This is a genomic window from Chryseobacterium sp. CBTAP 102, assembly GCF_003201365.1.
In the GTDB taxonomy this organism is placed as follows: Bacteria; Bacteroidota; Bacteroidia; order Flavobacteriales; family Weeksellaceae; genus Chryseobacterium; species Chryseobacterium candidae.
This window is the reverse complement of sequence record NZ_QICX01000005.1, coordinates 302,345-328,067: the sequence shown is the minus strand read 5'-3', so window position 1 is coordinate 328,067 and position 25,723 is coordinate 302,345. Positions and strand designations below refer to the sequence as shown.

Genomic DNA, 25,723 nt, shown 5'->3' with positions numbered 1-25,723 from the left:
CCTGATACCAAACTTACTATCAGTACCCCTGATAATAGCTTCGGTTTGAACCATACCAACGGCACAGTTAATCTGAAAACCTATATTGGTGGAGGGACAGGTTATATAGGAACCACTACTCCAAACAATCTAAACCTTACGACTGATAATATAGCAAGAGTAACTGTTACCTCTGGAGGAAAAGTAGGTATGAATATGTCCTCTCCCGGAACTACACTTGATGTGAATGGAGCTATTACCAACCGTGAAACTGCTTTAGCTGTTAATGGTAATGCGGTTACCGTTCCTGCCAACGTGAGCCAGGTACAGATTACCGGAGCTGCTACAGCCAATGTGGCAATTTTTGCACCTGCTGCTCCCAACCCAGGGCAAAGATTAATTGTCTATAACAATACCACTGGCGGATTCGGGGCAACACTGGACGGGGTTACCGTTCCTAATGGAAAAGTATTGGAGTTTGTATTCAGTAATTCATTCTGGAGATCTACAGATGGAGGCTCCGTTGGAGCCGCTTCGACTAATATTTATTCCGCAAACGGTACTCTTGCGGGAAACAGGACCGTCACTACCGCAGGGAATTCGCTTTCTTTCACCAATGGATCTAATAGCTTTTCCATTGGAACAGCTGGTACTGAAGGTATTGTGAGATCAGTCGGTTCTTCAAGAGGATCGGTTTTAGCCACCGGAGGAGGTAATACTTTATCGATGTATGCGGATGATAATGGAAAAGCAGTGATGATGACATCCGGTAGTAACACAGGGATGGACATAGGCGCAGCCACAGCAGATCCTGTAAATATTCTTACCAATAATACGCAAAGAATTGTTATAACCGGCTCCGGAAATATAGGGATAAACACTGCTACTCCTGATGTTTCTGCTTTGCTGCAACTCAATGCGAGTAACAAAGGGTTTATGTTACCCAGAGTATTTTTAACATCAATAACAGATGCCACTACTGTTGCTACCCCAGCGAACGGACTTTTGGTTTATAATTACAATGCTGCAACGGCACCCTATGGAACGGGAATCTATTATAATACAGGAACAAGTGCAGCTCCAAAATGGAGTAAATTAGCCCCTCAGACAACTGATTATCAACTTTTAGGAGTTTTTACCGATGTTGCAACATCTCCGGTAAATCAGACAGCAACAGGTAGTGGAGTTATTGTAGATGATCTAAATCTGGGGTTATCTGTTTCCGTTACAGTTCCTGCCAATAGCACAGCTAAAATTGTTGTAGATTATAGCGTTCCTATGGGTACTACAAGTTCTGCCGGAGCAGAACTTGGTTACTATGGTGTGCGTTTTCTCAGAAATGGTGTAGAAGCGCCAGCAGGCTCGAGAAAATATACTATCCCTGAAGGCGGTAACGGCTCTCAAATGGTTTCCACTAGTGGAAAATATTCAGAGACCTATAATAACACCAGTGCCTCTCCTGTAGTAATAACCTACACTTTAAACGGATATGCTGAAAGTACAAATCATCCAGTTAGGTTTAATATGTGGGCCGCTTCAGGAGCAAACTTCAATTGGGGGGTGGGCTCTATAACTGCTACAGCTTTTGCTAAAGATAATTAATATAAAAGATCAATAATTACATTTAAAAATAACCCCTGAAGCGTACTTCAGGGGTTATTTTTATTTTATAGATTCAGTCAATATAGTATTCAGCTTTATTGACTAATCCCTTTAATTAATACCCGAGATTATTGATTAACAAAGGTTTTCTTATTGATAGCTCTTTAATAAGTTCAGGATGACAGCTCAAATACCAGCCGAAATTTTTAAGCTTTGTCAGGATGAGCCTGTCGAAGCTATTATGACTAAAAGGATAGGCAATAAGTTTATATAAGAAGTCATTGGGTTTTATTTTTTGGGGATAAGCTAATATCATATCCCCCTTCAAAAGGGTAAAAAGTAAATACAGTATGATTTAAAACAGATATCATTTCATTAATTATCTACAAGAGACTTAAGGAATTGATATAGGTCTACATCTGATCCGAGGTTGAGTTTTTTTCTCAATCTGCTCTTTTTTATTTGTACGGATCTGTGCTGCATAAAAGTAAACTCAGCAATGTCTTTAGAAGAAAATCCTAACCAGATTAAAGCACAGAATGCAAGATTATCTTTAGTTAAATCAGGATTGATTACCAAAAGTTTTTGAGAAACATTCGGATAAACTTCATGAAACTTTTCCAAAAAACTAATATCATTATTTTTAGCCAAATGAATTAAATCTTCATGCACTCCTGAAATTCTTCTCTCCAATACTTTAGTTTCATCTTCTTTTCTGGAAATTATTTCTTTACTTTCTAATATCACCTTCTTTTTTTTATTATTCTGATAATATAAATAAACCAGTAATACTAAAATCAAAGAAACTACAAGGGTGCTATAAATGAATATCGTTTTTTTGAAAGATTTATTTTCTTCTGTTTTTTCTCTTTCTATTGTTTTTATAGACAGCTCTACTCCTTTTGTATGCGAGTTTTCCAAACTGTCTTTTAATTTTATATAATACTCCAGATATTCTTTTTCCTTTTCTAAATTTCCGGCATTTTTATAGCATGATATTAAAAGCTTATATATATTTTTAGTATGATCAACAGTTTTTAATTTTTTATTGTACTGAAGAGCCTGATTTAAATATACAATTGCCTTTTCATAGTTTTTTTCCTTAAAAAAATATTGTGCATAGTAGTAATAAAATACAGATATCTGATAGCTGTTGGGTTCATGTTTCTTTGTACTTATTATATGCATTCCCTGATCCAGATAAATTTTAGCTGAATTTTGATTGGGTTGATATTCGATATAATGATTCGCAATTTGAGAGGTCGTGCTTAAGCTTTCATATAATAAAGATGATTGTTTTAAATAATAGAGCGCTGAATCCAGATCTTTTTTCTCATAAAGATGGTTTGCCCGTAAAGTATAAACATAAGATAAAAACTTTTCCTTTCTATCCTTATCCTCAATTTTATTTCCATAATACCCTGCTTTCGAATTATACCTCAGACCTGTATCGTACAGTTTCATGATATAATAAGCCTGTGAATATTCCTGATAGAGCTTAGCAATTGTAAAAAAATCAATCTCATTTTCGTTTTTATGTAATATGCTCTCTGCTATATTTAGATTTTTTATACTTTCTTCTGCATTTCCTAAATTCCAGCTTTGATTTGCAATATTAATATGAGCCCAAATTATTCCTCTCGCATAATTTTCTTTTTTCATTTTTTCTAACATCTCCTTATTCCAAAGAATAATTTTTTCTCTCGGGATATTATTTTTGCCCATTTCTTTAGGCTTATTCAAGAGAATCGAATCATACTCTCTATATTTTAGATTTTGAGAAAATAACAAAACAGATGAGAAAAAGAACCCAACAACAGTTAAATGTTGAAATATATATTTAAAGTATTTCATTGAATGCTAAAATAAAAATTTTTTATAAAAAACCACCAAATCAATTAAATATGAAACAAATTTAGTGTATAAGAATATTTTTATCAACCATATTGATTTAAATTTACATATTTTTAATCTTATTCTGAATATTATTTTATTAGATTCATTGAAGTTGGGAAATTTGTGAACCGGATAAGGAGTAGAATTTGTAACAAAAAATGAAAAGTCTGTGTATAAAAAACCGCTTTAAACGAATGTTTAAAGCGGTTTTTATTATTTGTTAGTATTGGTAATCACTAATTATTTTACTTCTTCAAAGTCTGCATCCTGTACATCTTCAGCTCCAGCGTTTCCACCAGGGTTCTGAGCGCCTGCACCTGCATCAGCACCTGGTTGTTGACCAGCTGCATATAATTCTTCAGAAGCTGCCATCCATGCTGCGTCTAATGCTTCAGTTTTAGCTTTTACATCATCAGCATTTTTAGCTTCGAAAGCTGTTTTTAATTCTGTATGAGCTGCTTCAATAGCTGCTTTTTTGTCAGCAGAAAGCTTTTCACCGAATTCTTTCAATTGTTTTTCAGTCTGGAAGATCAATCCGTCAGCTTTGTTGAATATTTCAACTTCTTCTTTTCTCTTAGCATCTGCAGCAGAGTTTTCCTGAGCTTCTTTCTTCATTCTTTCGATTTCTTCGTCAGAAAGACCTGAAGAAGCCTGGATTTTAATAGACTGCTCCTTGCCAGTTCCTTTATCTTTAGCAGATACACTTAGGATACCGTTAGCATCAATATCGAAAGTTACTTCAATTTGAGGAACTCCTCTTGGTGCCGGTGGAATATCCTGAAGATCGAATCTACCGATTTCCTTATTATCGTTGAACATTGGTCTTTCTCCTTGTCCTACTCTGATGCTTACAGCCGGCTGGTTGTCAGAAGCTGTAGAGAATACTTCAGATTTTTTAGTTGGGATCGTAGTGTTCGCTTCAATTAATTTTGTGAATACTGAACCCATAGTTTCAATACCTAAAGAAAGCGGAGTAACGTCAAGTAGTAACACGTCTTTTACGTCACCTGTTAATACACCTCCCTGGATTGCTGCACCAATTGCTACAACCTCATCCGGGTTAACACCTTTAGATGGTTTTTTACCGAAGAATTTTTCTACTTCTTCCTGGATAATCGGGATTCTTGTAGAACCACCTACCAGAATTACTTCGTCGATATCAGAAGTAGATAAACCAGCATCTTTTAATGCTTTAGCAACAGGCTCCATAGATCTTCTTACAAGATCTGCAGATAATTGCTCGAATTTAGCTTTTGTTAAAGTCTTCACTAAGTGTTTAGGACCTGTAGCAGTAGCGGTGATATAAGGTAGGTTGATCTCAGTCTGAGGAGAAGAAGATAACTCAATTTTTGCTTTTTCAGCTGCTTCTTTTAATCTTTGAAGAGCAATGGCATCAGCTTTTAAATCTACCCCTTCTTCAGCTTTGAATTCATCAGCCATCCAGTTGATGATCACATCATCAAAGTCATCACCTCCTAAGTGTGTATCACCGTTTGTAGATAATACTTCGAATACACCGTCTCCTAAATCAAGGATTGAGATATCGAAAGTACCACCTCCAAGGTCATATACTGCAATTTTCTGATCTTTATGGTTTTTATCAAGACCGTACGCTAATGCTGCTGCTGTAGGCTCGTTGATAATTCTTTCCACTTTAAGACCTGCAATTTCACCCGCTTCTTTCGTAGCCTGTCTCTGTGCATCGTTGAAGTAGGCAGGAACAGTAATTACTGCTCTTGTTACTTCCTGTCCAAGATAATCTTCAGCAGTTTTCTTCATTTTCTGAAGAGTCATTGCAGAAATTTCCTGTGGAGTATATTCTCTATCGTCGATTTTTACTTTTACAGTATCGTTTGGCCCGGCAACTACTTTATAAGGTACTCTTGTGATTTCAGAAGCATCATCTTTAAAGTGTGTTCCGATAAATCTTTTGATAGAGTAAACCGTTTTTGTTGGATTCGTTACAGCCTGTCTTTTTGCAGGATCACCTACTTTTCTTTCTCCGTCTTCCGTAAAAGCTACGATAGAAGGAGTAGTTCTTTTACCTTCTGCGTTAGGAATTACAACAGGGTCTTTACCCTCCATTACAGCAACACAAGAGTTGGTTGTTCCTAAGTCAATTCCAATTATTTTACTCATAATATTTTATATTTTTTCTATTTTTAATTTTATTTACACTCTCAATTTCTCAATATCTGTACCATTTGAAAAATTATGACAAAATGACACAATAAAAATAAAAACCCTTATAAAATGGGGTTTCGTATGATTCAATATGGAAATTTTTTCCTGCAAAAGTTTATCAGAATGCCATCAATAGGACTTTTAGTACTTTTAATTGTTATTTTGAGATTTTTTCTTATAATTTTCTATATAGAAACCATAAACTGTCATGGCTTATCAGATATATTCTATCATTTTCTCCATAAAAAGAAGATCTTATCAATATCAATCGTACAAAAACACACAGATTATCAATGTGATTACCATCAATCTCATCGGTTAATTCACCAATCTTCAAAAATTAATCAAAGTTTAACCTAAGAAATAGAGGAAGAATCTTTGCGAATTATTATTTTTGATAAAACATACACATTTAGAATGTCAATACACTTTAATCCCCGAGATATTACATGGCTTGCCTTTAATGAAAGAGTTTTGCAGGAAGCCATGGATGAAAAAGTTCCCTTACATTTAAGAATACGTTTCCTTGGAATTTTCTCCAACAATTTAGATGAATTTTTCAGAGTGCGTGTTGCCGGATTAAAGCGTGCCATGGATTTCAAGGAAAAAGTAATTTCTGAATCGTTCTATCAGCCGCCCAGCAAAATCCTTCAGCGAATCAATGAAGTTGTAATGAGACAACAGCTGAATTTCGATAAAACCTGGAAAAAGATCCAGACCGAAATGGCTGATCATAAAGTTTCCATTAAAAATTCCAAAAATCTGACTGCAAAACAAAAAGAATTTGTCAGAGAATATTTCGATGAAGTAGTAGAAGCCAATGTGATTCCGATTCTTCTTCACGAAAATACGCCTATGCCCTATCTGAGAGACAAAAGTCTTTATCTGGGAGTAGCCATGAGAAAAAAAGACTGGCAGTATTCCAGTAATTATGCAATTATTGAAATTCCTTCCCGTTTTGTAGGAAGATTCGTATTGCTGCCAACGGAAGATCCTGAAGAAAGAAATGTAATGCTGTTGGAAGATGTGATTACTTTCAATCTGCCCCATATATTCTCTTATTTCGGATATGATGAATTTGCGGCCAATGCATTTAAAGTAACAAAAGATGCCGAGCTGGATCTGGATAATGATATCAGAACCAACTTCGCAGAAAAAATAGAAAAAGGACTTAAAAACAGAAGAAAAGGGAAACCTACCCGTTTTGTTTTTGATAAAGATATGGATAAAGCCCTTTTGGAGCTCCTTATCAGAAAACTGAACCTGACTAAAAAAGACAGTATCATTCCCGGAGGAAAAATTCACAATTTCAAACATTTCATGGATTTCCCCGATGTTTTTGAAAAGTATGAAAGACCTGTGGAAAGAACTTCTTTTACCCATCAGGCTTTTGAACATGGAGAAAGAGTGACAGATGTTATTTTAAAAGAAGATGTACTTCTTACTTTCCCTTACCACAAGTACAATCCGGTGATTGATCTTCTTCGTGAAGCGGCGATGGATCCGGATGTAAAATCAATACAAATTACAGCGTATCGTCTGGCAAGCAGCTCAAAAATCATTAATGCTCTGATCTACGCTGCCAGAAATGGTAAAGAAGTAACGGTAATGCTGGAACTTCAGGCAAGATTTGATGAAGAATCCAATCTGAAATGGAAAGATATGCTGGAACCTGAAGGGATTACCGTTCTTGTTGGCATTCCTAATAAAAAAGTACACGCTAAACTTTGTGTCATCAAAAAGAGAGCACACAATAAAACCATACAGTACGGTTTTGTAAGTACCGGGAATTTCAACGAAAAAACAGCCAGAATATATGGTGATCATCTGCTGCTGACTGCTGACCGCGGCATCATGGCGGATATCAATAAAGTCTTCAATGTATTGAAAAAACCGAAAGATGACTTTATTCCTATTTTGAAAACTTGTAAAAATTTATTAGTTTGCCCTCAGTTTATGCGTGAAAAGATTGTTCACCATATTGATAAAGAAATTGAAGAAGCCAAAGCAGGCCGAAGAGCAGAAATCATCGTTAAAGTAAATTCAATGAGTGACCGTGCTCTGATTGAAAAAATATATGAAGCTGCTAAGGCCGGGGTGGTAACCAGAATGATTGTAAGAGGTATCTATTGTGCCGTAAACCAAAAGGAATTCAAAGAAAAAATAAAAGCCATCAGTATTGTAGACGAATACCTGGAACATGCCAGAGTAATGTATTTTTACAATAAAGGGTCCGAAGATATGTACATTTCTTCAGCAGACTGGATGACAAGAAACCTTGATTACAGAATTGAAGCAGCCGCTAAAATTACTGACAAAAACCTTAAGAAGGAATTAAAAGAGATTCTGGACATACAGCTTAAGGATAACGTAAAAGCAAGGATTTTAGACAAAAAACTGAGCAATGAATACGTAAGAAATGATAAACACGAATGCCGATCACAAATAGAAACCTATAAATATTTAAAAGCTAAAACAAGCAAAAAATGAAGATAGCAGCGATAGACATAGGGAGTAATGCAGCCCGCCTTCTTATCAATGAAGTAAAGATCAATAACAGAAAGCCTGAGTTCATCAAGCTAAACCTTCTCAGAATTCCCCTGAGACTGGGAATGGATGTTTTCACCATAGGAAAGATAGGTCCGGAAAGAGAAAAAATGGTCATTGATTCCATGAAAATCTTCAGTGACCTGATGAAAATATATAAAGTAGAACACTACAGAGCCTGTGCTACCAGTGCTATGCGTGATGCTGCCAATGGTAATGAAATTATCAATCTGGTAAAAGATACCTCGGGAATCAATATCGAAATTATTTCTGGTGATGAAGAAGCCACTTTGATCTACGAAAATCACGTTGCAGAAGGTCTTGATAAAGAATTTGCCTATCTATATATTGACGTTGGTGGAGGTTCTACAGAGCTTACCTTCTATGAAAATGGTAAAATGGTCTATGAAAAATCTTTCAATATCGGAACGATCCGCCTTCTCAACAATCTTGTTACAATGGACAACTGGAAAGAAATGAAGGATGAAATCAAGAAAAATATTGTCAGTAAAAAACCAATTGTTGCCATCGGATCAGGAGGAAACATCAACAAAGTATTCTCTATGAGTAAAACCAAAGACGGAAAACCTATGTCTTTGTCTCACCTGAAAAAGGTTTACAAAGAATTCAATGAACTTTCCGTAGAAGAAAGAATGACCAACTACAATCTTAGAGAAGACCGTGCAGACGTACTGGTGCACGCACTGGGAATTTTCAACAATGTGATGTCATGGTCTGATATTAACAGAATTTTTGTTCCTAAAATCTCTGTAGCAGACGGACTGATCCATAATATTTACAGTCAGCTGCAGCATAAAACATAATCATAAGCAATACTATTGAAAGCCAGCCGTTTTGTGCTGGCTTTTATTTTGGCATCTATTTCCAGCAATGACATTGCGAGGAGCGAAGCGACGAAGAAATCTATACAGTCTCTTCTTTTATTAAGTTTTGGCTATTTGTCATTTTTAAAGATGGATAAAGCCCACCCATATTGAATTTTAACATCATATCTTTTATCTTAATAAAATTTTTCTGAATTTTTAAAGTAAATCTCCATCCCTATCCGTCATTCCTATATCAATAGCAAAGCAAATGAACCCAATCAAAATAATTCTTACAGGCGCTACAGGAATGGTAGGTGAAGGTATTTTAATGGAATGTCTTGAAAATCCAGAAGTTTCTGAAATCCTGAGCATAAGCAGAAAACCCTCTGGAAAAACACATCCCAAGTTAAAAGAATACCTTATCCCTGACTTTCTTTCAATCGCCCTTCATGATGAAAAACTGAAAGGGTATGATGCCTGTTTTTTCTGTGCAGGAATCAGCAGTATAGGTATAAATGAAGAAGACTACACCAAAATTACTTACGATACAACCCTTCATTTTGCAAAAGCTGTTTTGAACCAAAATCCTGAAATGGTGTTCAACTATGTTTCCGGGGCAAGCACAGACAGTACAGAGAGCGGAAAACTGATGTGGGCACGCGTAAAAGGCAGAACGGAGAATGATTTGAAAAGAATGAATTTCAGAGGCACATATAATTTCCGTCCCGGATTTATGAAACCTGTTGAGGGTCAAACCAATGTAAAATGGTTTTTTAAACCTTTTATTTGGATTTTCCCTGTATTTTTTCAGTCAAAATCATTAACTTTACAGGAGGTAGGTAGAGCAATGATCTATGTGACACAAAAAGGATACCCTACATCTACTTTAGAAATTAGAGATATAAAAAATTTAGCACTATGAGAGGCATGTTAAAAAGAATTGTTCTGGTTATTTTTGTACTGTTGCTTGTGACTGCTGTTTCAGGATATTTTTATATGCAGAAACATCCTTTGGAAGGAAATAAATCAGAAAGGATTTTAAACTTTTCCGGAAAATCAGAAAAATAATCTCATTCTGAAATTTCTCATTCGAATATCATCTTATCTTTATCGGAAATAAACCTATTTTTTAAACATTTCTTAAAATTCCATTAAAATAATTGCGAAACATAAAGTTCATTTTTGTATTCATCTAATTGAAACAAAAAATGATCAACAACTACCTATTAAAAGGGTCTGTAATTGCCACATTCTTCTTTCAGAGCAGTCTTTTCGGGCAGACACTGATTCATTACTGGAATTTTAACAATAATACTTCTGCGGCTACTGTTACCACACCCACTTCTACTATGGTGAATGGTTCTCTTGCAGCTTTGGCAGGAGGTACAAGTATAATTGATTTTGCCGGCGGTACCGGACAGAATTTCAGCCTGCAAAATTTAAATGCCAGAAATGGTGATGGTTCAGGTACCCACTTAAGATTTAATAATCCGATTGGGGGAGCTTTGCAATTTAATCTTCCTACAACAGGTTACAATAATGTCATTATTAAGTTCACGACCAGAAGATCCGGCCAGGGAGCGGGTACACAGGCCTGGTCTTACTCCACAGACGGAAATACTTTTATACCATTCCAGACTGTGAGTCCTCAGGATGCCGATCCACAGCTTGTAACTCTTGATTTTTCTGCTATACAGTTAGCGAATAACAATCCTAATTTTAAATTAAAAGTAGAATTTTCTGCAACCGGAGGCGGAACAGGAGGAAATAACCGTTTTGACAACTTTACAGTAGATGCTACTCCTGCAGGTAGTCTTGACACTACTCCACCAACGGTTACTTATCTTCCTGCTAATAGTAATAATAATGCTTCAACTACTGTAAACCCTACGTTATCTTTTAATGAAAATATAAGATTAACAGATAATTCCGCAATCAATAATTCTAATGCACAGAATCTTATAGATTTCCGTCTGGGAAATTCTTCAGGTACACAAGTTCCTTTCACCACGACTTTTACTAACAATACCATTACGGTAATTCCTGCTTCCGGACTTGTGCCAGGGCAAACCTACTATTTAGCTCTTAAACCCAATATGGTAGAAGATTTTAATGATAATGGAATTACGGCTGTTACTTCCAGTACTTTTACCACTGCCGGAACTACAATTTCTTTGGAAAAGAATTTCGTCAAAGTCAATGAAAATGCCGGAAATCTTACATTAAAAATTAATATTAACAATCCTTCGACCTCTTCGGTAAACCTTGTTGTAAAACCAACACCTTTCAGTACAGCAGACAGCAATGATTTTACACTGGCCAATCAGACTATTAACATCACTCCGTCTACAACGAGTTATACCGTTAATATCCCTATTATTGATGACACAGTGTCAGAACAGCAGGCCGAATATTTTGTTGTGAGTCTTGAAAATCCTGTTGGAGCAACTATTTCAGGAGACAATTCTGCAACCGTTTATATTGTAGACAATGATAAACCGGCTCCGGTTCCTTCCCATCAGATTCAGCTGAATTATCTCCTAAGTTTTGATCCTTCAGGAAATAATAACAGTTCTACGGAAATTGTAGTTCATGATCCGTCAACACAACGCTTATTTACGATCAGCTCCATTACGGATGTTTTTGATATTATTGATTTCAGTAATCCTTCAATACCCTCAGTCATAAAAACAGTGAATATGGCTCCTTATGGAGGTATTACAAGCATCGCCGTGAAAAACGGAATCATTGCAGCCGCATCTCCTAACACTGATCCTCAGCAAAATGGATCTGTAGTCTTTTTTGACATCAACGGTAACTTCCTAAAGCAGGTAACTGTAGGAGCTTTACCGGACATGGTAACATTTTCCCCTGACGGGACAAAAGTAATTACTGCCAACGAAGGTGAGCCTAATGATGCTTATACAATAGATCCTGAAGGTACCATCAGTATCATTGACATTTCCGGAGGTGTCGGAAACCTTACCCAAAGTAATGTAACGACTCTTAACTTCAATAGTTTTGATTCTCAGATAGCAGCATTAACAGCTACCGGTTTAAGAAAAGTAAGAACGAATAATACCCTTTCTCAGGATCTGGAGCCTGAATATGTAACCATCAGTGCCGACAGTCAGAAAGCATGGGTTACGCTTCAGGAAAACAATGCGATTGCTGAGATTAATCTGGCTACCAAAACGATCACAGGCATCTGGGGATTGGGCAAAAAAGACATGAGCATTCCGGGTAACGGATTGGATGCTTCAGACAATAATGGTGAGGTGTTAATTTCCAACTGGCCGGTAAAAGCCTATTATGTACCGGATGCAGTACAAAATTATAAGGTAGGAAACACCAACTATATTGTAACCGCTAATGAAGGTGATGAAAAAGATCTTTCAGGATTCAGCGAAAGAACGACTGTGGGAGCTAATAATTATACTTTAGACCCTGTATCTTTCCCTAATTCAAGCATCTTAAAAGCATCTTATAATCTTGGAAGATTCAGGGTTTCCTCTGCGACAGGAAATACAGACGGAGATACAGAATTTGAAGAAATTGCAGCATTAGGAGCTCGTTCATTCTCCATTTTCAATGCAGATACCAAGCAGATTGTTTACGATAGTGGTGATCAGTTTGAACGGTATATTGCAGCTTATCAGTCCTTAATTTTCAATGCGGATAATGAATCCAATGCTGTCAAAAACCGAAGCCGTGCTAAAGGTCCTGAACCGGAAGGAGTGGCATTAGGAAATATCAACGGGCAGACTTATGCTTTTATTACATTAGAAAGAACAGGAGGTGTTATGGTTTATAATATTACAGATCCTAATAATCCTACTTTTACAGATTATAAGAATTCGCGTTCTACCTCCGCATACGGAGGAGATAATGGTCCAGAAGGAATCATTTACATCGCTCCTGAAAATACGACTACCCATAAAGGCTATGTGATTATTGCCAATGAAATCAGCGGAACTTTATCCATGTATGAAGTAGCCACGCCTGCAACACTTGGATCTGGTGAAATAAAAGCTGAACAGGCGACCTTCAATATATTTCCAAACCCTGTCAACAAAGGAAATACGCTTTATTTCAACAGAAAACAGAATTATGAATTGTACGATATGTCCGGAAAATTAATCAGAAAGGAAAAGAATGCTTTAACCATAAGCACTTCCAATCTTTCTACTGGGGTTTATCTTGTAAAAACTTCGGAAGGACAGATCAAGAGAGTTATTGTAAAGTAAATATATATTATAAAACGCCATTCTATTGTAAAGCTTCGGAAAATCCGAAGCTTTTTTGTTATTGAATCTACAATATGCCGTATGAAGACTCTTTATTTACAATGATTTAACTTTTGAAATGCCTTCACAAAGCATTTTATATCTATATTTATCCTGAACAAAAACCCAATTCACAATGAAAAATATTAAAACTGCAGGAATTCTTTGTTTCCTGCTGCTGGGAACAGCTACTGCTTTTTCACAATCCAGAAAAGCAGAATCTACAAAAGGGGTAGAAAAAACAGAAAGCGATAAGGTTGTACATGTAGAAGGTGTGGGCCACAAGCTCAATTACACTCTCAATGGAGGCGTTGTTGAGGTAGAAGGTGGTGACAACACCTTAACAGTGAAAGGAAGTGCTAAAAAAATTACGGTTTCAGGAACAGGTAATCAAGTATATATCGATAAAGTGGATAAAGTTTCCATGGAAGGCGGCGGCAATATGGTCTACTACCGGACTTCCGGAACAAAATCGGGAAAGCCGGATGTTTCTATTACGGGAGTAGGAAATAAGGTTGTAAAACAATAAACATAGTTAGAAAAGCCTCATTGCATGTTTGGATTTGCATTAGATACTGGAAATTGTCCTGAAATTATCACATTAATAGATCAGGTAAAGAATATTGAAGGAGCTAACCCTATTGCTTATAAAAAAGTAAGACTAATGAATGTTCATAACGTACCCAGTCTTATTTCTGCTATAGAAAATGCCTCTGAAATTTATGAAAACAATGGTTTCATTTACAACCTTGATCAGGAAAATAATATTATATCGGGTACTTTTATCAGTAATATAAAAATAAGCAAATCCAAAAAAAATATCATTTTAAATGGTTTTGCATGGACTAGGCCTAAAGGATATCAAAAAGCTACTGATATGAAACTCAATAATGAAATGATTGAAAAAAATATCTGGAAAAACTTTAGAAAAGACGAACTTCAGGGATGGCTTGTTTATTCTTTACATTTTTGTAAACCTGAAATAATCAGAGAAAATATTAACATTCAAATTGATGGAAATGAATTTCACAGCTTAGATGGTTTTTTCTGCACACTTGGAGAAGAAATCCATGGAATCACAGGATATTTCGGACGCAATTTACCTACCCTTTCTGATTGTCTCAGTGGTGGCTTTGGGATAAAATCTATTTCAGAACTCCATTGGGTAAATCATAAAAAAAGTAAAAAATTACTGAAAACAAAGTTTAAACAAATCGTTGAGATTTTTGAAGATCATAATATAAAAGTTCTCCTGAACTGATTTTATCATCGGAAACCTGACGGGTTTTAAAAACTCGTCAGGTTTGGGAAGCTTAGCAGACTAAATATGCAAATAAAAAGACAGGCCTTAAAAAAAGCCTGTCTCATAAAAATATCTCAGATATATTTTACTCTACGTTGATTACCTTTTCGATTTCCGGAGCATGTTGCTTGATTGTATTTTCAACACCTAGTTTTAAGGTTGAAAAATTCAATGAACATCCGGAACAGTTACCTAAAAGTTTCACAAACACCTGATTATCTTTCACATCAATAAGCTCAATATCACCTCCGTCTTTATTCAAAAACGGTCTGATGCTTTCCAGAGCTTCCATTACTCTTGTTACGATATCTTCGTGTGTTATGTTTGTTTCCATATTTTTTCAGTTCAATTCGGTTTTTTCAAATTTTATTGAAATTATTATTATTTTGCTTTTGGTGAGCATCCTGCCATCGTGGAAATCTTCACCGCTTCAGTAGGAGGAAGATTTTTATTTCTTTCCACTAAACTTTCTACCATTTTTCTGGCAGTTTCTGTGTAGATATCTGCAATTTTAGATCCTTCCTGAAGCGCTGCCGGTCTTCCGACGTCTCCTGCTTCTCTGATGCTCTGGATCAATGGAATTTCTCCCAATACCGGAATTCCAAGATCTTCCGCTAAATATTGTGCTCCCTGGTTTCCAAAGATATAATATTTATTGTCAGGAAGTTCTTCCGGCGTAAAATACGCCATATTTTCGATCAAACCAAGAACCGGGATATTGATACTTTCCATCTGGAACATAGCAATTCCTTTTCTTACGTCTGCCAATGCAACATGCTGAGGTGTACTTACAATGACCGCTCCTGTTACCGGCACTTCCTGAATAATTGACAAGTGAATATCCCCTGTTCCCGGAGGAAGGTCAATTAATAAAAAATCCAGTTCTCCCCATGCAGCATCTCTGATCATCTGGTTTAAAGCTTTTGATGCCATTGGCCCTCTCCATACTACAGCCTGATTGGCTCCTGAGAAGTATCCTATTGAAAGCATTTTTACCCCATAATTCTCGATAGGCTTCATCAGATTCTTACCATTCACTTCTACAGAAATTGGTTTTTGCCCCTCTGTATCAAACATGGTAGGCACTGAAGGACCATAGATATCGGCATCCAATAATCCTACTTTAAAGCCCATTTTAGCAAGCGTTACTGCCATATTTGCAGAAACGGTAGATTTCCCTACTCCTCCTTTACCGGAAGCAATAGCGATAATATTTTGAATTCCCGGAATTTGTTTTCCTTTGATCTGACTTTGCTGAATTTCACTAGGCTCCGGAGAAACGATTTTAAGTTTTAAATGAATGTCTTCTCCAAACTCACTGGCAAAAGCCTGTTTCATGGCAGCCTCCAGCTTTTTCTTTTCGTGCATGGCAGGCGAATGGGCAGTCATGTCGATATAAACATCGTTACCCATAATCTGAAGGTTATTCACCAAATCGTCTACTTCTATTTCTTTAAGGAATTCCTGAACCTTTTCTTTCGTCAACATATAAATATAAATTGTTTACAAATTTACGGATTTTTTCGGTAATTTAGAATCAATAAAATCTATAATATCAGGTGATAAATCAGATCGTTAAAAATTTCTTATTCTGTTTTTTTATTCTGGTACCACGCCAACTCTGGAAAACAGCTGATATGAAAACAAGCCGTTATCCTTCCCAATAGGCATAGCCAAAAGGAATTTCTATGGTTGGAATATAAAGTTCAAATGGTATGACCTCGCCGGTGATCCTTCAAAAGCTTCCCAGCAGGACATTGATAATGCACAATTGTGTATGAAAATACTTAAGAAAACTTTAAAAATATGAATACAGATTATCAGTTGGCTCTGTTTTTCTCATCAAACCTTACATTGCGTTCCGTTCCTTTTACTTTTTTATTTCCGAAAGTATAGGTTGCTGATACAGTAAGTCTTCGGGCATCGTAGTAATTGTTGTAAGAATGAGTTCCTGTGGTATAATAAATTTCACCCAGACTTTTCCCCTGCTTTAAGATATCTGAAACAAATACATTAAGCTGAAGGCTTTTTTCCATAAGATTAAGCTTCAGACCTGAGGTAAGATTTCCTGCAAACTTCATATAGGAATTTCCTGAATTGGAAGGCAGACGGAACCAGTAATTTAAGATAAACTGTACTGTTTTTCCGGTGTTGAGCGATATATTATTCTGAAAATCGAAATCATAACTATTTCCTTTTCTGGAAAGGGCATCCGTTGCAAAGACATCTGAGCTCATATAAGAATAATTGGCAGAAAAATTGGCTTCCCATTTTTTGAAAAAAGTATCAGAATAGGTAAGCGAAGCTCCCATACTGTTCTGATGGTAATAGTTTTCAAAAGTACTTACCCTGTTTTCCCCTTTCAGATTGGCCAACTGACCGAATGCTTCTACGGTTCTCTGAAAATACGCTGATGCCGATAATTTTCCTTTATACACATAGGAAAGTTCAAAATTATGATTGATAGAAGGCTTCAGGAAAGGGTTTCCGGTAAAATAAGAATTGATATTGATGTACCAGCGGTATGGATTAATCGCCCGGAATCCCGGTCTGTTGATTCTTTTGGAATAATTCATATTAAAAGTGTGATTTTCATTGCTTTTATAGCTGATATAGGCCGTAGGAAAAAATTTTCCGTACGAGTTTTCAGTCTGCTGTCCGGAAGTTAAAGAGTTTCCGTTCACCACAGAATATTCATAGCGTAAACCCGCTTTTGCAGACCATTTTTCACTGAATGATTTTTCAAAACTGATATAAGCTGCATAATTTTTCTCGTTATATTCAAATTCATTGCTTTTCAGAGGATCTGTGATATATTGTCCGTTCGTTAAGTTCTGATAGAATATACTGGAATTATTATCAAAATTAGTGAATTTCACTCCTGTTTCTATCTTTGCAAACTGATAAGGCAGTGTAAGATCCGCCTGTCCGGAATAAATTTTATACTTTACCATAGACGGTGATTTTACTACAAATTTATCTCCTGAATTTTCTGTAGTAGCAAAATCAATAATACTTTCGGGAGTGTTGGAAAAATAATTTCCGGTAATACTCAGCTTATGATCCTGCTTTCCGAATTTCAGATCATAATAAGCACTGGCAGTATGTTGTCTCGCCGTAGCTCTGTGCTCCGCATCAGTCAGAAGTGTATTCGTATAAATTCCATTCTGAAAATAGTTGGAAGTATTCCTGATATCCATATTGGAATGTCCGAAACCGAAATCATAAATAAATCCGATATTGGACTTCTTATTAAGCAGATAATCCAGACTCAAATTGGCTCCAAGTCCATCTCCGAAATCTCTTCTGTTATCATTACTTTTAAGGCCGTCTGCTCCTTCTATCCAATAGTTTTCATAGGAATGTTTTTCATTTTTATTCTGCCTCAGCTTTAATGAAGTACGAAGTTTTTCATTCTGATAATTGGCTGTTACACTGTTTGAAGTCCCGGTATAAGTCTGCTGCTGAAGACTGCTGGTAAAACTTCCACTCCACCCGAGGTTTTGATTTTTCTTTAAAACAATATTAATCAGGCCGCTGTTTCCCTGCGCTTCATATTTGGCGGGAGGTGCTGTGATGACTTCAATTTTTTCAATATTTTCGGATCTGAGACTTTTCAGGTAGGTGACAAGTTCTGCATCAGATAAATTCAGAATTCTGTCGTTAATCATTACTGCAACTCCACTTTTCCCGACAATGGAAACACCGGTGTGATCATCTACTTTTACCAGAGGAGTTGCCGCAAGAGCATCCGCCGCATCCATTCCCTGTGAGGCAACAGAGTTGGATACATTAAAAACCAGTCTGTCTGCTTTTCTTTCGATCAGTTTTTTTCTGGCAGTAAGTGTAACCCCTTCGATTTGTTTTTCATTCTTTTTTTCAATAAAAAAGTCCTGTTTTACTGTTCCGTTGATCGCAATATCTTGATTGGATATTTCAATACCATCCCGGATAAGCGTAATATTATAGTTTCCGTTTTCTGAAAGTCTCAGTGAAAAATTTCCTTTTTCATCCGAAATAACGGTTTGTTTTTTCTGATTTTTGACCGCAATTACCTCAACGTAAGGAACAGGATTTCCGGTTTGAGTGATTTTCCCTGTTATCCTTTGAGCTAAGGCAACAGCGGGCAGCAGCATGATCACAGCAAGTACTATCTTCTTCATGAATTATATCGTTTTTAATAAGACAAACCGTGATTATCTTTTATTACATCACTTTTACTGTTTTTCAATATCTTCGCTTCATAAAATCAGAACATGAAAAAAGGCCTTATTGCATTTTCTCTATTTATTACCCAAATTATTTCTGCACAGAATTATTCCCAATATGTTAATCCGTTTATCGGAACCGGAGGCCATGGCCATACTTTTCCGGGTGCTATTGTTCCTTTCGGAATGGTGCAGCTGTCTCCGGATACAAGAATAGACGGCAGCTGGGACGGATGCAGCGGATATCATTATTCGGATTCTGTGATCTATGGTTTTTCTCATACCCATCTGAACGGGACAGGAGTTTCAGATTACGGTGATATTATGCTAATGCCCACCATGGGAAATCCAAGCCTCAGCAGCAAAGATTATTCGTCAAAATTTTCGCATAAAAACGAAAAAGCAACAGCAGGATTTTATGCTGTCAAGTTAGGTAAGAACAATATTGATGTTCGCCTTACCACCACCAAAAGAGTTGGTTATCATGAATACACCTTTAACAATACAGGAAATGCCAATATTATCTTAGATCTTAACCACAGGGATAAACTTCTGGAAGGTGAAGTAAAGATTATTGATGATAAAACGATTGAAGTGTTCAGAAGAAGTGAAGCATGGGCAACCAACCAAAACATCTACTCAAGAATTGAGTTTTCAAGACCGATGAAGATTTCAAAAAAAGAGGCTAACGGAAAACAGGAAAACAATCTTTTTACCGGAACAAAGCTTGCCCTGGCATTCTCCACCAATGTTAAAAAAGGAGAAAAGATCAATGTAAAAGTTGCTATTTCTCCTACAGGCTATGAAGGTGCAGAAAAGAATATGCTGGCAGAAGGAATATCTAATGATTTTGAAGCAGTAAAAAAACAGGCAGAAACGAATTGGGATAAAGAACTTTCCAAAATTGAGGTGAAATCTGATGATAAAAACAAATTAGCCGTTTTTTATACCGCTCTTTATCATGTTTTCACACAACCGAACATCAATATGGATGTTGACGGAAAATACAGAGGCAGAGATAACAAGCTTTATACTGCCAATGGTTTTGATTATTACACCGTATTTTCCCTTTGGGATACCTTCAGAGGTGCTCATCCGCTGATGACTTTAATCGACAGAAAAAGAACTGCTGATTTTATCAATACCTTCATCAAACAATACGAACAGGGAGGAAAACTTCCGGTATGGGAGCTGGCTTCCAATGAAACAGAATGTATGATTGGCTACCACTCTGTTTCTGTGATTGCAGATGCTATGGCGAAAGGAATTCAGGGATTTGATTATGAAAAAGCGTTTCAGGCTGCCAAAGGATCGGCAATGCAGGATATTTTTGGATTGAATGCTTATAAACAGAATCATTACATCAGCATAGATGACGAACATGAAAGTGTTTCCAAAACTGTAGAATACGCTTATGATGACTGGTGTATTGCTCAGATGGCCAAAATTTTAGGCAAGAAAGAAGAGTATCAGAATTTCATGCAACGTTCTCAGAACTGGAAAAACCTGTACAATCCTAAAACAGGGTTTATGCAGCCTAGAAAAAACGGAAACTGGTATGAGCCTTTTGATCCAAGAGAAGTCAACAACAATTATACGGAAGGAAATTCGTGGCATTACTCTTATTCTGTACAGCAGGATATTCCCGGGCTTATTGCAGCTCATGGAGGGAAAGAAAAGTTCGAACAGTTCATTGATGCCATATTTACCGCTCCAGATAAAACAACAGGAAGAGAACAGGTAGACATTACAGGATTGATGGGACAATATGCTCAGGGAAATGAACCAAGCCATCATATTGCCTATCTGTACAATTTTGTAGATAAGCCTGAAAAAACAGATGCCAAAATCAAATACATTCTTGATCATTTTTATAAAAATACACCTGACGGCCTCATCGGAAATGAAGACTGCGGCCAGATGAGTGCATGGTATGTTTTAAGCTCAATGGGAATTTATTCTGTAACCCCGGGATTACCGGAATGGGAAACCACAACGCCCTATTTTGACGAAATTAAAATTCATCTTGAAGACGGCACTACAAGAACAATTACTAAAAATACCGGCAGAGCTGAACTTAAAAAATTAGGATTCGAAAATATAAAACCTGCTAAAGATTATAAATATGCTGAACAAACCGCTTCACCAGTAATTGCTGCAGACAGAATTTTTGATTTTTCTACCAAAGTTGAAATCACTCCATTGAACCCAAATGACAAGATATATTATATGACAATGGATGACAGTGACAGCAATAAAAGAAAGACGTTCTCAACTTATAAAGGACCATTCTCCATCACTAAAACTACTCAGGTAATGGCTTACGCTGAAAGAAACGGAGAAAAAAGTTCTGTAACCACAGCTCATTTCAACAGAAGACCTAATTATTGGGATATTAATATCCTGTCAAAAGTAACTCCACAGTACAGCGCTACCGGAAACCTGGCTCTTATCGACGGAATCAGAGGAGATATTAACTGGAGAAAGGGTGAATGGCATGGTTATCAGGGCCAAAACTTTGAAGCTATTATTGATCTTAAATCCCCTCAGAACATAAAATCATTATCTTCCACTTACCTTCAGGACAGCAGAGCCTGGATTCTGATGCCTAAAAAAGTAGAATATTATGCCTCCATGAACGGAAAAGATTTTGTCCTTCTGAAAACCGTCGACAACGATGTTGATCCTAAAGACGAAAAAGTACAGGTCAAAAACTTTTCTACAGAAATTCTTCCTACCGAAGCCCGGTACGTTAAAGTAAAAGCGTACTATTTCGGAAAACTTCCGGAATGGCATCAGGGATCGGGTGGTGATGCTTATATTTTTATTGATGAGATTTCTATGAAATAAAAAAACATAATTATAGATGAAAAAATTATCATTACTATTCTTTTTACTTTTAAGTCTCATAAAAGTTTCAGCCTGTAAATGTGTATATGAAACCTTAGCACAGAATTATCAAAATTCTAATTTTGTAGGTATTATCAAAATTTTGAAAGTATATGACGAAAACACTGAGCAAAGAACCTATAAAGCAGATATTGAAATAGAAAAAGTATATAAGGGAGCTAAAAAATTCAAAACAATGAATGTGAGAGGACTCATTGGAAATTCCTATTCCGGAGCTTGTGAAATTGATGTACTTCCTAATGAAAGATATCTGATCTTTTTAAACCAATATAATAACACGTATTCCATTTCATCCTGTACTCCAAAATCAAAACTGGAAAATAAACCAACAAAAGATGAAAAATCGTGGCTTAAAAATCTGGAAAAAGCCTTTACCTATTTAAATAATAATACATTCAGGTTTATAGGCTTACAGTTTACCCGTTGCTATGATGAATTTCACACTGAATATAGATCTGATTTATCAAAGATCAGTGGATTCAAGCCTAAGCAGCCTTTTGCTATCTATAAAGTAAAAATAGATGATACATCAAAAATTCAGGAAATTACTCCTGTTACAACTTTTGGAAGTAAGGATAGTATGATCGAAAATATACTGAAAACAAAGATGAAAGTCTCCACACCGACATCTTTCTGGATTCCCAATTCAAAAGAAGGTTTGCTATTTCTCTATTATCATAAAGAAAATATAGACAAGTCGTATGGTGAAATCATATCCTGTGATTAAAACCCAAATAATTACTTCTTCCAGCATCCCTCTTCCTGCAATAAAAATCGCCCTTCTAAAATTGAAAGGGCGATTTTTTATCCATTCATTCTTTCCGACCATTGCAGGACTTCGGGAAGTTCTATATCAGAAAATTCGATATGAATGACTCTTCTTTTCTTTCCGTTGGTGGTTCGGTTGGAACCATGAAGCGTTAAAGGTTTCATCAGCATAATTCCTCCTTTTTTAACGTTGCAGATTTCTTCTGTTTCTACAGCCCAATCAATAGTCTCGGGTCTGTAAATGCCTTTTGCATGAGATTTGGGAACTACCTTCAATGCTCCGTTATTTTCATCGGTATCATCCAGATGAATTCTGATGGTGTAGATATTTTCCAGAATATTCAGTGGAGGCTGTACCGCGAACTGATTTTGTTTGGTAGTCCATGGACCAAAGTTATCCAGTTCCAGTTTTTTATCTACAGAAATAGTCAGATCCTGATGATAAGCTACATACCAGTTGGAGGTTTCAGGCTTATCAAAATAAATAGTTTTGACCACAAAATATTTTTCTCCGAAAATTTCCTTGATTATTTTCTGAATATTTCCATTAAAAATCAGGTCTTTGATTTCCGGAACTTCTTTTAAAAACTGTCTTATGGCGAAAAGATCTTCAGACTTTCTAAAGTTTTCTTTGGAAGTGTCTATATTGTGCAGAACATGGCTGATGTCTTCTAACTCTTTCTGCGAAAACATATTATTGATAACAGCAAAGCCATATTCTTCAATATGGCTTTTATGATTTTCTAAGTTTTTTAAACTCATTGATATTTAAATTTTGTCTAATGGTTCTGTTAATTGTCCTTCCCATTTTGAAACGGCTGTAGTTGCCAGTGTATTTCCTAATACGTTGGTCATACTTCTACCCATGTCACAGAAATGATCAATTGGTAAAATTAAAGCAATACCTTCCGGCGGAATACCGAACATTGAACAGGTTGCCACGATAATCACCAGAGAAGCTCTCGGAACTCCTGCAATTCCTTTTGAAGTGAGCATCAATACCAAAAGCATGGTGATCTGCTGTCCAAGAGTCATTTCAATTCCGTAGATCTGGGCAATAAAGATTGAAGCAAATGTCATATACATCATACTTCCATCCAGATTGAACGAATATCCTAAAGGTAAGATAAAAGATACCACTCTGCTGTTACATCCAAATTTTTCTAATTCTTCCACCAATTTAGGGAATACCGCTTCTGAACTTGTAGTAGAGAAAGCAATCAATAATGGCTCTTTAATTCTTTTTAAAAGGTCAAAAAGACGGTTTCCTAAGATAAAATATCCTACCAATAAAAGCACCAGCCAAAGAACAGCTATAGCAAAGAAGAAGTCTCTTAAATAAATAGCATATACTTTAAAGATTTCAAAACCATTGGTGGCCACTACGGCTGCAATAGCTCCCAATACTCCAAGCGGCGCAAACCACATGATATATCCTACCATCTTAAGAATAGCATGAGCAATAATATCAAAAAGCTTTACTACAGGTTTAGCATATTCTTCTCCTAAATTAGCCAGTGCAACTCCGAACATTACCGCAAATACAACAATCTGCAATACTTCATTGGTAGCAAAGGCTTCAAATAAACTTTTAGGAATCATGTGTTTTACAAAGTCTTCCATGGAAAAACTTTTGCTGCTTTTAAGAAGTTCATCAGCAGAAGCCACATCCTGAATTGGTAATTTTGTAACATGTCCCGGCTCCAGCCAGTTAACGAGGATCAGCCCGATAAAAAGGGAAATCAGAGAAGCTGAAATAAACCAAAGCATGGCTTTTGTACCTACTCTTCCGATCATTTTGATATCACTCATTTTGGCAATCCCCACTACTAATGTTGTAAAAACCAATGGAGCAATAATCATCTGTACCAATCTGATAAAAACTGTTCCCAACAGTTTTATATTTTTAGAAAATGGTTCTGCACTATCCGGATAGCTTACGTGTACAATACCTCCAATTCCTACACCCAGAAGAAGTGCTATGATAATTGCTATAAAAAGTTTATTCTGTCCTTTCATATATATAGTTCAATTTGCGCAAATATAATGGTTTTTCAATTGGCAGAAGATTTTCTTCTACAGAGATAATTTTTCCATTAAGTTTTTAATCTCAAAAAATTAATTCCCTGGTTTAGAAAATATTGTAAAAAAATTAAGAAACATTTATTGAATTTTTATTCTTTTGGTACAAATTTTATTATTACATTTGAGTGTATAACAACATTAATAAATATACAATATGAAAAAAACTATTGCAATGGCTGCATTAGCTGTAGCTGTATCTTTCGGTGCTATTTCTTGTAAAAAGAAAGTTTCTGATGCCGACCTTCAGACTCAGGCTACAACTATAGTAACTTCTAATCCCAATGCTTCTGTGGAAGTAAAAGAAGGTGTAGCTCACTTAAGCGGTACTTTTGCAGATCAACAGTCGAAAGATGCGATGATTGCAAAACTAAAAGCAATTAGCGGAGTAAAAGACGTAATGGATATGTCTACTATAGCAGCTGCCCCTGCTCCTGCCCCAGTGGAAACTACTTCTGCTGTAGATCCTGCTGTTCAGAAAAAAGTTCAGGATGCGGTGAAGGATTTCCCTTCTGTAAAAGTAGAAGTTGTAAACGGACAGCTTACTCTTACAGGAAATGTTTCCGGCTTACAGGCTAGAAAAATCAAAGAATCTGTAGATGCTTTGAAAATCGGAAAGTATAACAACAACCTAATCGTAAAATAATTTAAGATGAGCGAATTACAAGATAAATATTCAAGCGTAGTTTCAGCGGCACAGTCTGCAGGGATTTCCAATCTTCAGGTTCAGGAGCAGGACGGAATTCTTTACGTTTCCGGAAATGCTTCCAACACTGCGGCTAAAGATGCGGTATGGAATGCTCTGGGAGCTATTGATTCTACTTATTCTGCTTCAGATATCAATATTGATGTACAGGTTGCAGGTCTTGCTTCAGGAGCTTCTTTAACAGTGGCTACTGAAGAGTCTAATCTTAATATCAGACAAGAACCTTCTACTGAAGCTGCCGTTGTAGGTAAAGCTGCCAAAGGCTCTTCTGTGACTCTTATTGAGCAAACTTCTGATGACTGGTGGAAAGTAAAAAATGCTGACGGCCAGGAAGGATATGCTTACTCAAGATATTTAAGAGCATAATTTTTATTAAAAAATAATAAATTTTCACAAAAAAAGCATAGAAACATCCCAGCTTTGGG

19 protein-coding genes are annotated in these 25,723 nt (G+C 36.3%); 12 read left to right on the top strand and 7 right to left on the bottom strand.

Annotated elements, in window-relative coordinates:
- The coding region (locus C8D70_RS20800) for a hypothetical protein (protein ID WP_110367175.1) at positions 1 to 1,581 on the top strand (1,581 nt) is incomplete at its 5' end.
- 375 nt (positions 1,582 to 1,956) lie between these two features.
- On the opposite strand, the gene C8D70_RS09790 is transcribed toward C8D70_RS20800, so the two are convergent.
- On the bottom strand, positions 1,957 to 3,435 hold the full coding sequence (locus C8D70_RS09790) for a helix-turn-helix transcriptional regulator (RefSeq protein ID WP_110367174.1): 1,479 nt from the start codon (positions 3,433 to 3,435) through the stop codon (positions 1,957 to 1,959).
- 282 nt (positions 3,436 to 3,717) lie between these two features.
- Entirely contained in the window at positions 3,718 to 5,616 is a 1,899-nt protein-coding gene (dnaK, locus tag C8D70_RS09785) for a molecular chaperone DnaK (protein ID WP_110367173.1), read from the bottom strand.
- A 462-nt stretch (positions 5,617 to 6,078) separates the two neighbouring features.
- Between dnaK and ppk1 the strand changes: the two genes are divergently transcribed.
- The 7 genes from ppk1 (at position 6,079) to C8D70_RS09755 (ending at position 14,582) form a co-directional block, all read left to right on the top strand.
- Positions 6,079 to 8,151, top strand: a complete 2,073-nt coding sequence (gene ppk1 / locus C8D70_RS09780; protein ID WP_110367172.1) for a polyphosphate kinase 1 — start codon at positions 6,079 to 6,081, stop codon at positions 8,149 to 8,151.
- Positions 8,148 to 9,032 (top strand): exopolyphosphatase, encoded by an 885-nt coding sequence (locus tag C8D70_RS09775; RefSeq protein ID WP_110367171.1) that lies wholly within the window; start codon positions 8,148 to 8,150, stop codon positions 9,030 to 9,032. The genes ppk1 and C8D70_RS09775 overlap by 4 nt, the downstream gene beginning before the upstream one ends.
- 271 nt (positions 9,033 to 9,303) lie before the next feature.
- On the top strand, positions 9,304 to 9,957 hold the full coding sequence (locus C8D70_RS09770) for an NAD-dependent epimerase/dehydratase family protein (protein WP_076596544.1): 654 nt from the start codon (positions 9,304 to 9,306) through the stop codon (positions 9,955 to 9,957).
- On the top strand, positions 9,954 to 10,103 hold the full coding sequence (locus C8D70_RS20795) for a hypothetical protein (RefSeq protein WP_181416117.1): 150 nt from the start codon (positions 9,954 to 9,956) through the stop codon (positions 10,101 to 10,103). Before C8D70_RS09770 ends, C8D70_RS20795 begins: the two co-directional genes overlap by 4 nt.
- A 140-nt stretch (positions 10,104 to 10,243) precedes the next feature.
- Entirely contained in the window at positions 10,244 to 13,282 is a 3,039-nt protein-coding gene (locus tag C8D70_RS09765) for a choice-of-anchor I family protein (RefSeq protein WP_110367170.1), read from the top strand.
- Between the two features lie 175 nt (positions 13,283 to 13,457).
- The gene (locus C8D70_RS09760; protein ID WP_110367169.1) at positions 13,458 to 13,850 is read left to right on the top strand and encodes a DUF3060 domain-containing protein; all 393 of its coding nucleotides are present in this window, start codon (positions 13,458 to 13,460) and stop codon (positions 13,848 to 13,850) included.
- A gap of 24 nt (positions 13,851 to 13,874) precedes the next feature.
- Complete coding sequence (locus tag C8D70_RS09755; protein WP_076596546.1) at positions 13,875 to 14,582, top strand: barstar family protein; 708 nt, start codon at positions 13,875 to 13,877, stop codon at positions 14,580 to 14,582.
- Positions 14,583 to 14,709: 127 nt separating this feature from the next.
- On the opposite strand, the gene C8D70_RS09750 is transcribed toward C8D70_RS09755, so the two are convergent.
- From C8D70_RS09750 to C8D70_RS09740, 3 genes are all read right to left on the bottom strand, one after another.
- Entirely contained in the window at positions 14,710 to 14,958 is a 249-nt protein-coding gene (locus C8D70_RS09750; RefSeq protein ID WP_076596547.1) for a NifU family protein, read from the bottom strand.
- A gap of 47 nt (positions 14,959 to 15,005) precedes the next feature.
- On the bottom strand, positions 15,006 to 16,112 hold the full coding sequence (locus C8D70_RS09745) for an Mrp/NBP35 family ATP-binding protein (RefSeq protein WP_062674106.1): 1,107 nt from the start codon (positions 16,110 to 16,112) through the stop codon (positions 15,006 to 15,008).
- 332 nt (positions 16,113 to 16,444) lie between these two features.
- Positions 16,445 to 18,787: an outer membrane beta-barrel family protein gene (locus tag C8D70_RS09740; RefSeq protein ID WP_110367168.1), complete on the bottom strand. Its 2,343-nt coding sequence runs from the start codon at positions 18,785 to 18,787 to the stop codon at positions 16,445 to 16,447.
- Positions 18,788 to 18,880: 93 nt separating this feature from the next.
- Here C8D70_RS09740 and C8D70_RS09735 point away from each other — a divergent pair, with 93 nt between their 5' ends.
- Both C8D70_RS09735 and C8D70_RS09730 read left to right on the top strand, forming a co-directional pair.
- A complete protein-coding gene (locus C8D70_RS09735) occupies positions 18,881 to 21,682 on the top strand; it encodes a GH92 family glycosyl hydrolase (protein WP_110367167.1) in 2,802 nt (933 codons plus the stop codon).
- A 16-nt stretch (positions 21,683 to 21,698) separates the two neighbouring features.
- Complete coding sequence (locus tag C8D70_RS09730) at positions 21,699 to 22,469, top strand: hypothetical protein (RefSeq protein WP_110367166.1); 771 nt, start codon at positions 21,699 to 21,701, stop codon at positions 22,467 to 22,469.
- A 77-nt stretch (positions 22,470 to 22,546) separates the two neighbouring features.
- On the opposite strand, the gene C8D70_RS09725 is transcribed toward C8D70_RS09730, so the two are convergent.
- Together C8D70_RS09725 and C8D70_RS09720 are read right to left on the bottom strand one after the other, a co-directional pair.
- Positions 22,547 to 23,272 (bottom strand): phytanoyl-CoA dioxygenase family protein, encoded by a 726-nt coding sequence (locus C8D70_RS09725; protein ID WP_110367165.1) that lies wholly within the window; start codon positions 23,270 to 23,272, stop codon positions 22,547 to 22,549.
- Between the two features lie 6 nt (positions 23,273 to 23,278).
- Positions 23,279 to 24,529, bottom strand: a complete 1,251-nt coding sequence (locus C8D70_RS09720) for a dicarboxylate/amino acid:cation symporter (protein ID WP_110367164.1) — start codon at positions 24,527 to 24,529, stop codon at positions 23,279 to 23,281.
- A gap of 220 nt (positions 24,530 to 24,749) precedes the next feature.
- Here C8D70_RS09720 and C8D70_RS09715 point away from each other — a divergent pair, with 220 nt between their 5' ends.
- Complete coding sequence (locus C8D70_RS09715; protein WP_047434427.1) at positions 24,750 to 25,238, top strand: BON domain-containing protein; 489 nt, start codon at positions 24,750 to 24,752, stop codon at positions 25,236 to 25,238.
- A 6-nt stretch (positions 25,239 to 25,244) separates the two neighbouring features.
- On the top strand, positions 25,245 to 25,664 hold the full coding sequence (locus C8D70_RS09710) for an SH3 domain-containing protein (protein ID WP_076596553.1): 420 nt from the start codon (positions 25,245 to 25,247) through the stop codon (positions 25,662 to 25,664).
- Positions 25,665 to 25,723: the final 59 nt, after the last annotated feature.